We start from the raw sequence: 6,710 nt of genomic DNA on the forward strand, positions 1-6,710 counted from the left end.
GGCTCAGCCGAACCAGCCGTGCAGCATCCACGGCGCATGTGGATTGTTGCGGTCACGGAAAGCCCAGCCGCGCTGGCCATGCGCGGTTTCCACCACGTAATAGTCGCGGCGCGCGTCGGCCTGGTCCCACCAGCCCGATTCGATCCGCTCCGGTCCGGTGACGATGCGCAGCCTCGGATCACGCAGCGGTTGCGGCGCATCCAGCAACCAGCCGGGGCGCAGTGGCCAGTACGACGGGGGCTTGGCCGGTGGCTGGGTGCCACTGGCGCGTTCGGGACGATGGTCGGCCTGCACTGCCAGCGGCTGCACGGCGTCATCGCCGAGCCGCGCGCGCAGGCGCTCACGCAGCTGGTTCCACGGCATCGCCTGCGCCGGACGGGTATCGAACAGGTCACGCGCGGCGGGTACGAACGGCGGCAGCTGTTCGGCCTGCAGTCGCAGTGCGCGGCTGCCGGCCGGCAGGACGAACGCTTCCATGCGGTTGCGTGCGATCTCGAACAGCAGCGTGGGATCGCGCTCGGGCGCCAACAGGCCGATGGTCAGCACGCTGGCCGGCAACAGGTCATGCTCGAAATGCAGGTCGAAGCGCTGCACGCCGCCATCGCGCGAGCACAGGAAGGCGGCCAGGTCGAGCAGCAGGCGGCGCAGCGGGAACAGCAGGGCCTGGCTGGATTCGATCTCGTATTCGAATTCGATGCGCGCATCGAAACGGTCCGGTGGCTGGTAGTAGCGCAATGGCGCGGTGGGCAGCCCGCGCAATGCATCCAGCTGCTGCAGGACCTCGGGGGCGAAGCGCCGGGCCAGGCTGTCGCGCGGCAGCTTGAGCACCGCCCCCAGCGTGCGCAGGCCGGAACGGCCAAGCACGGTCACCGCCTCGCTGGGCAGGCCGCAACGTGCCAGGGGCAGCTGCGCCAGCGCCGCCGGCAGCTGCTGCGCATCGATGCCGAGGCCGTCGTGAACGTTGGCCAGCACGCGCGCGGCATGCGCGGTGGGCGCGGCCACCAGGCGGTGGCGGAAGCCGAGTTCGTGCAGTTCGTTGCGCAGGCGCTGCTGGATCGTCAGCCAGTCACCGAACAGGGCGCGGCTGGCACCGATTTCCAGCACCAGCGCATGCGGAAAATCGAGGCTGACCTGCGAGCTGTAGGCATAGGCCCAGCTGGCCAGCAGCTGCCGGGTGTGCTGTTCGGCACTCGGGTCGTAGTCGTGCAGCTGCATGTCCTGCACCAGTACCTGCGCAGCCGAAAGCAGCATGCCCGGGCGCAGCCCTGCTGCACGTGCCGACGGGCTGACCGCGCGCAGCACGCGACGCTGCGCCGGCCCCTGCAGCAGGACCAGCGGCCGCTGCGGATCCGGCTGCAGGCGCAGCACGCTGTCCAGCGCCAGCTGCGGCAACAACAGGCAGGCCCAGTGCATGGCGCGTCCTCAGTGGGCGATGGCCAGCGGCAACGGCTGCGCCGGCGGCAACCCGCCACGGCACTTCAGCACCCGCACCTGGCCGTGGTCGAGCTGCAGGCGCAGGCTGGCCGGAGAGGGATTGCGCGCGGCCTGCGCCTCGCGGAACACGAAGCCCAGGCACTGGCCGCTGTCGGCAGCCACCTGCAGCCGGCGCAGTGAACGGTCGTCGGCCTGGTGCGGCCAGCACAGTACCGCCGCGCAGGCCGCAGAGCGCAGGCACTGTTCGGCGGCCCACAGTGCCTGCTTCGGCGCGGCGTGGATGATCTGCAACTGGCCCAGGTCCAGCCCGGCGGCGGCCCAGGCCGGGGCATGCGGACGGTAGGGCGGAGCGACCAGGACGATCGGGCGGTCGCGCTGGCTCAGCCTGGCCAGTGCCGGCCATACCAGCGCCAGTTCGCCAACGCCGGGCGCCGCCTGCAGCACCTCGCACAGTCCGCTGGCCGGCCAGCCGCCGCCGGGCAGGCGTGCATCCAGTGCCGGATGGCCGCTGGCCAGATGGTCGCTGGCTGGGCCCTGGCGGGCCGGGCCGCGCCACAGCTGGCGCCCGTCCAGCAGCCGGTCGAGGGCAACGACCGCACCCATCAGCCGATCCTCCCGGGGAGGCGCCGGGTGGGCTGGAAACGGCAGGAACGGGCGGAAACGGCGGGCATGGCGCGAGTATCGACGGGCCGGTATCAGGGGCTGAGACCAGACATGCTACTCGCGTTGTAAGTAGAATTACTAATGAAATCCGAGGGCCGGGTTTCAGGTTGCTGAAGGGGGTGGGAGTGCCGGCCAAGGTCGGCACCCACAGGATGCGGTTACGGGTGGACCGGCAACGCCACCGGGCGCAGGGGGGCGGCATCGCCACCGCGGATCTTCAGCGGGCCGCCGATGAAGGCGAATTCGTAGACCTTGTCGCGGGCCAGTTCGTCCAGCGCCACCAGCTCGATGATCGGCGCACCCTGCTGTGCCAGCAGGTAGGTGTGCAGCGGCACGTAGTCGTCGGACACCTCGGAGGGGAAGGTCTCGAAGCTGAGGTTGTCGGCACCGACGATCATCGCGCCGCCGTCCTCGACCAGGAAGCGTGCCGCATCCAGGCCCATGCCCGGCGGGTTGGCCATGTAGGCCCTGGGCTGTTCGAACAGGCGCATGCGGCCGGTGCGGATCAGCACCACGTCGCCCTGCTGCAGTTTCACCTTCTGGCGTGCCAGCGCATCCTTCAGGTCCTGGCGGGTGACGCGATAGCTGTCCGGCAGCATGTCCACGCCCTTGGCGGCGGCCACGTCGATCAGCACGCCACGCGCGATCAGCGGCGGGAACTTCTCGATGCCGGTGACATTCCAGCCACGATCGCCGAGATGCTTGTCGGCCTCGAAGCCGTTCCAGATCTTCCCGTGGATGCCGAAGTGGTTCAGCGCATCGATGTGGGTGCCGGTGTGGCTGTACATCGAGAACGCGGTGCCGGTGTAGCTGCGGGTGAGGTTCATGGTCTCGCCCACGCCCATCGGGTCGTCCATCACCGTGCCGCGCGGGGTGTGGGTCATCCAGAACTGGTAGTGCGGGTCGCCGGCATCCTGCCAGCTGGGCATGCCGACGTAGTACTCGGTGGCCAGGTCATAGGCCTTGCCGCCGCTGACCCGCGACAGGATCGCCGCACGCGAGGCCTCGGTGATCAGGTTGAGGCGGCCGATCTCGTCCTTCGGCCCCCAGGGGCTGGTGCCGACCTGCTGGCCGGAGGGGACGCGTTCGTGCGCGGATACGGTGGTGGAAGCTGCGGTGCCGGCCAGCAGCAGGGCCAGCGCGGTGGTCAGGGTACGTGGCGTCATGGGGAAATCTCCTTGCAGAGTGTGGAGGGCGCGGCTCTGGCCGCGACCAGGGGCGCCAGGGCCTGGCGCAGGTGTGGCAGCGGCAGGGTCTGCAGGCGCAGGCCGTTGCCGCCGATAACAGTGGGGATGGAACGGATGCCGAGCGCGGCAGCGTCGGCACGATCGGCCTGCACGCGCTGGCGTACTGCGTCGCTGCGCATGTGGTCAGCGAAGGCGCCACGTGGATGGCCCAGCGATTCAGCGATATCCAGCAGGACTTCGGCGTCGCCGATGTTGCGGTGCTGGTGCAGGTGCGCCCATTGCACGGCATCGAACATCGCGCCATGGGCGTCGTTGCCACCGAGCATGCCGGCAGCCTGGCAGGCCAGTGCGCCGAGCCAGCCGGACGGATACTCGAAGTCCTGCGCGCGCATGCCTTCGATATCGATGCGTGCGGTGTCTTCATGCGCGGCGCAGTCGGTCCAGTGGCGCAGGATGATCGCCTTGGCGCGCTCCATCGAGCCGAACACCTCGACCATCTGTGCGCGCGAGTCCTGCAGCACGAAGCTGCGGTGGCGCACCTGGATGCCGAGTTCGGCGGAGACCTGCTTCAGGCGCGGGGCCAGCACGAAGCACCAGCCGCAGACCACGTCGTGGAAGAAATCGACCACCGGCGCTGCGGTGGCGGGGGAAGGAGCGGAAGACATCTGCCTGCCATCGGTGAAGGAGGAGGTGGCAGAGTAGGCAGTGCCGCGTGGCCGAAACAGCACGCCGCGGGCAGCTCAGTTTTCGCTGGCGGTTACGAATCCAGGCCAGCGCAGCCGGGCAGCTCGGCGTGCAGGAAATCGATGAAGGCACGCACCTTGGGTTGCAGATGGCGCGACGTGGGGTAGACCGCATGCACGAAGCGCGGCGGATAGCGGTGGTCGGGCAGCACCTGCTGCAGTTCGCCACGGGCCAGTGCCGGCGCGGCCAGGAACGAGGGCAGGGCGCCGATGCCCATGCCGGCCACCAGCAGGTCGCGCAGCAGCAGGCTGTTGTTGACGGTGACGCGCGCTGGCAGGGTGATCGTCACCTGGCCATCAGGGCCGAGCAACGGCCAGCTGCCCGGTGAGTCGGACAGGCTGTAAGCCAGCACGCTGTGCGCCTGCAGATCGTCCACCGCCTGCGGTGCCGGATGCTGCCGCAGGTAGGACGGGGCCGCGCACAGCACCTGCTGCAGCGACGCCAGCCGGCGCGCCACCAGGCGTGAATCATCCAGTTCGGCACGCAGCCGCAGCGACACATCGAAACCCTCACCGACTGCATCGAGCAGGCGATCTTCCATCACCAGGTCCAGCGACAACTGTGGATGCTGCTGCAGGAAGCGCGGCAGCAGCGGCGACAGCGTGCTCAGTGCGAATGACTGCGGCGCGTTCACGCGCAGGCGCCCGGCCACCTCGCCACGCTGTTCGGCGATGCCACGTTCCAATGCGTCCAGTTCGTCGAGCAGGCGGCAGCATTCGCGATAATAGGCGTGGCCGGTCTCGGTCAGGCTCATGCGCCGCGTGGTCCGCTGCAGCAGTACCACGCCCAGATGCGCTTCCAGCGTGCGCAGCTGTTTGCTGAGCCCGGCCGGCGACATGCCCAGGTCTTCGGCGGCACGAGCGAGCCCGCCGCGTTCGACGATGCGACGGAAGGCACGCATCAGGTTGAAGGAATCCATGCCGGCCCCGGGCGCGATGAGGGCGCCATTGTAGATCCACGCCATGCGTGGATGTGGGAAGCGTGGTGCCCGCAGAGTTGCGCCGTTTGTTCAAGCCAGCAACCCACACGCCACGCCAGCATGCAGGCCCCTCACTTTCCGGGTTGCCCATGAAGCACTGGATGCTCCGCCTGTATGCCCCGCTGTTCCTGCTTGGATTCGTCGCCACTGCCGTCGTCTGGATCGGCCACTGCCACGGTGACCCGCTGTGGCTGCTGGCCTTGCTGGCGGCCGCCATTGCGGTTTCGTTCGCCGCCGAGCGCGCGTGGCCGTATGACCCCGCGTTCAATCACGACCACGGCGACAGCCTGCGTGACGCCCTGCATGCACTGGTCAATGAAAGCCTGAACCTGCTGTCGATCGCGGCGGTGCCGCTGCTGGCGGCAATCATTCCGTGGCAGGCCTGGCCTCTGCAGTGGCCATTCGCGCTACAGGCGCTGCTGGCCATCGTCTGCGCTGATCTCGGCATCACCCTGGTGCACTACGCCAGCCATCGCATCGGCTGGTTGTGGCGGCTGCATGCGGTGCACCACAGCGTCACCCGCATGTACGGCTTCAACGGGCTGATGAAACACCCGCTGCACCAGGCGGCCGAAGCGGTGGGTGGCGTACTGCCGCTGCTGCTGTTGGGCCTGCCGATGCCGGTGGCTGCGGTGCTGGCCTTCGCCATTGCCATCCAGCTGCTGCTGCAGCACTCCAACGTGGACATGCGTCCCGGCGTGCTGGGCCGGGTGATGGCATGGGCGCCGCTGCACCGCTTCCACCACATGCGTTACGGCACCGCCGGCGACGTCAACTTCGGCCTGTTCCTGACCGCATGGGATCACCTATTGGGGACCGCCTTCGATGCACCGGGCTATCGGCTGCAGCAACGCGACCTCGGCATCGGCAGCCAACCGGACTATCCGCGCGATTATCCGGGGCAGCTGCTGGCGCCGTTCCGCGAACTGCCGCATGGCGAGGTGCCGGAGTTGCCGGAAGGCCTGCGCAGGCGCGAATGATTGAACATGTCAGGCCGCGTGCAGCTGCAGGCCCTGCAGCTGCGCGGCACCGATGCCGAACATGCGGCGCAGGCTGCGCGAGAGATGGGCCAGATCGGCGAATCCAGCGGCATGCGCACTGTCGGTCAGGTTGTGACCGCTCAGATGATGCGTGAGCGCAGTGCGTAGCCGTTGCCACAGCACCCAGCCGCGCAAGGTCACTGCCAGCTCGGACTGGAAGCGCCGGTGCAGCTGGCTGGTCGATAGGTGCGCCGCTTTGGCGATGTCGGCAGCCGGCACTGGGCCAGGCAGGTGCTGGGCGATACGGGCCAGTGCCGCCTGCACGCGGCGGTCCAGCGGTTGCGGGCGGCTCAGCCGTGGCAGCCAGTCGTGCAGCGCCAGCGCGTTACCCGGCAGCGCATGCAGGTGCCGCTGGATCTGTTCGGGATCGGCATGCGCCGGCTCAAGGAACACCGTACAGCCCGCTTCCGGCGCTGACAGGATCGCGTGCGGCTGGAACGAAGGCAGCCATAGCCGTTGGCCCTGCTGCTGCACGCCATCGATCTCGATGTGCCAGGACGTACCGTCGCTCAACAGCAGTTGATGGGCGTAGTGCGCATGCGAAGCGCTGTCACCGGCATGACCGTGCAGTACGGCGGCGTGCGCATCCAGCAGCAACGTGCCGTTCCAGGGCAGGGCGGGGGAAGACATGACGGGATTGTAGATCCACGCCATGCGTGGATG

Annotated in this window: 7 protein-coding genes; 1 reads left to right on the forward strand and 6 read right to left on the reverse strand. The window is 68.7% G+C overall.

The window, feature by feature from the left end:
• Window positions 1-3: 3 nt before the first annotated feature.
• The 5 genes from O0J15_RS14875 to O0J15_RS14895 all read right to left on the reverse strand — a co-directional run bounded on the left by O0J15_RS14875 (window position 4) and on the right by O0J15_RS14895 (window position 4,992).
• Window positions 4-1,413 carry a DNA polymerase Y family protein gene (locus tag O0J15_RS14875; protein WP_134735606.1) on the reverse strand — a complete coding sequence of 470 codons (1,410 nt, stop codon included), beginning with the start codon at window positions 1,411-1,413 and terminating at the stop codon, window positions 4-6.
• A gap of 9 nt (window positions 1,414-1,422) precedes the next feature.
• Window positions 1,423-2,037, reverse strand: coding sequence for a translesion DNA synthesis-associated protein ImuA (gene imuA, locus O0J15_RS14880; RefSeq protein WP_019660229.1), 615 nt, complete (start codon window positions 2,035-2,037; stop codon window positions 1,423-1,425).
• 218 nt (window positions 2,038-2,255) lie between these two features.
• Window positions 2,256-3,263 carry a cyclase family protein gene (locus tag O0J15_RS14885; RefSeq protein ID WP_134735607.1) on the reverse strand — a complete coding sequence of 336 codons (1,008 nt, stop codon included), beginning with the start codon at window positions 3,261-3,263 and terminating at the stop codon, window positions 2,256-2,258.
• Window positions 3,260-3,949, reverse strand: coding sequence for a DsbA family protein (locus tag O0J15_RS14890; protein ID WP_134735608.1), 690 nt, complete (start codon window positions 3,947-3,949; stop codon window positions 3,260-3,262). Before O0J15_RS14890 ends, O0J15_RS14885 begins: the two co-directional genes overlap by 4 nt.
• A gap of 92 nt (window positions 3,950-4,041) precedes the next feature.
• Window positions 4,042-4,992, reverse strand: coding sequence for a LysR family transcriptional regulator (locus O0J15_RS14895; RefSeq protein ID WP_209020392.1), 951 nt, complete (start codon window positions 4,990-4,992; stop codon window positions 4,042-4,044).
• 116 nt (window positions 4,993-5,108) lie between these two features.
• Between O0J15_RS14895 and O0J15_RS14900 the strand changes: the two genes are divergently transcribed.
• On the forward strand, window positions 5,109-5,987 hold the full coding sequence (locus O0J15_RS14900) for a sterol desaturase family protein (protein WP_227844431.1): 879 nt from the start codon (window positions 5,109-5,111) through the stop codon (window positions 5,985-5,987).
• A 9-nt stretch (window positions 5,988-5,996) separates the two neighbouring features.
• Here O0J15_RS14900 and O0J15_RS14905 read toward each other — a convergent pair whose 3' ends face one another.
• On the reverse strand, window positions 5,997-6,701 hold the full coding sequence (locus O0J15_RS14905; protein WP_019660224.1) for an AraC family transcriptional regulator: 705 nt from the start codon (window positions 6,699-6,701) through the stop codon (window positions 5,997-5,999).
• Between the last annotated feature and the right edge of the window lie 9 nt (window positions 6,702-6,710).

Origin of the sequence: Stenotrophomonas sp. Sm10 (assembly GCF_030985515.1) — a bacterium.
Classification (GTDB): domain Bacteria; phylum Pseudomonadota; class Gammaproteobacteria; order Xanthomonadales; family Xanthomonadaceae; genus Stenotrophomonas; species Stenotrophomonas hibiscicola.